Genomic DNA, 1,116 nt, shown 5'->3' with positions numbered 1-1,116 from the left:
CTTGTTCGGCGCTTGACCCAATCGCAACGGCAAAAGTGGAAGAGCTGATTTCTGAACTTTCTGATCAATACACAATCGTTATTGTAACGCACTCTATGCAACAAGCAGCTCGTGTTTCAGACCGTACAGCTTACTTCCATTTAGGTGATTTGATTGAAGTAAACTCTACAGAGAAAGTATTTACTCAGCCTGACCACCAATTGACAGAAGCATATATTACTGGTCGTTTTGGTTAATTGATCGTTGTAAAAGAAAAAGAGCCTAGTGCTCTTTTTTTATTTAATAAATGAAAATGACTCTATTTTGCAAAATCGCTATTGAATTTTAATCAAGAGAACCACATCTTAAGGCTATAAAGACAAACTTATGAGCATAGAATTTTATGTTATTCCATTTGCCTAAACTCCCTGCGGAAATACGTGTCAGTCATTTAAATGCACGTGTAAATGAACAGAGAAAAAAAATTGCACAAACCACAGCAAGTCGTTTAGAGCTTTTACAATTGGCTCAACAACTTGCAAAAGAAGCTAAAATTCGCCGTAAGAACAACCAGAAAATTTTTGTTTTAGATTTTAAAGGTGACATTCAGGCATCTGCGGTTGAAAATCTTCGTGAAGAAATCACTCTTATTTTAGCAACGGCTAAAGCTGGACGTGACCGTGTTGTGGTACGTCTTGAAAGTCCGGGTGGTATGGTTCATGGATATGGATTGGCGGCAGCTCAATTGGTTCGTTTGCGTGACGCAGGTTTTCATTTAACGATTTGTGTCGATAAGGTTGCGGCAAGTGGCGGCTACATGATGGCTTGTATTGCAAATGAAATTATTTCTGCACCGTTTGCTGTTGTGGGTTCGATTGGTGTTGTGGCTCAGGTACCAAATTTTAATCGTCTTTTAAAAGAACATAACGTGGACTTCGAACTTTACACAGCAGGGCAATATAAACGTACTGTCACCATGTTTGGTGAGAATACTCCTGAAGGTAAGGCGAAGTTTGAAGAAGAGCTACAACAAACGCATGTGTTGTTTAAGCACTTTGTAGAGAAATATCGTCCACAGCTTAATGTAGACAAGGTTGCTACAGGTGAACATTGGTATGGTCAAGATGCACTTGATTT

Annotated in this window: 1 protein-coding gene and 1 pseudogene; both read left to right on the top strand. The window is 39.1% G+C overall.

From position 1 onward, the window contains the following. Positions 1–236 (top strand): annotated as a pseudogene (locus VXQ92_RS20200) (phosphate ABC transporter ATP-binding protein); the annotation flags it as partial. Positions 237–382: 146 nt separating this feature from the next. Beyond that, positions 383–1,116, top strand: a 734-nt coding sequence (sohB, locus tag VXQ92_RS20195; RefSeq protein WP_416682985.1) for a protease SohB, incomplete at its 3' end; no start/stop codon positions are given.

This window comes from Acinetobacter sp. 228 (genome assembly GCF_048147885.1).
The sequence above is the reverse complement of the archived record's forward strand: the minus strand, read 5'-3'. Positions and strand labels throughout refer to the sequence as shown.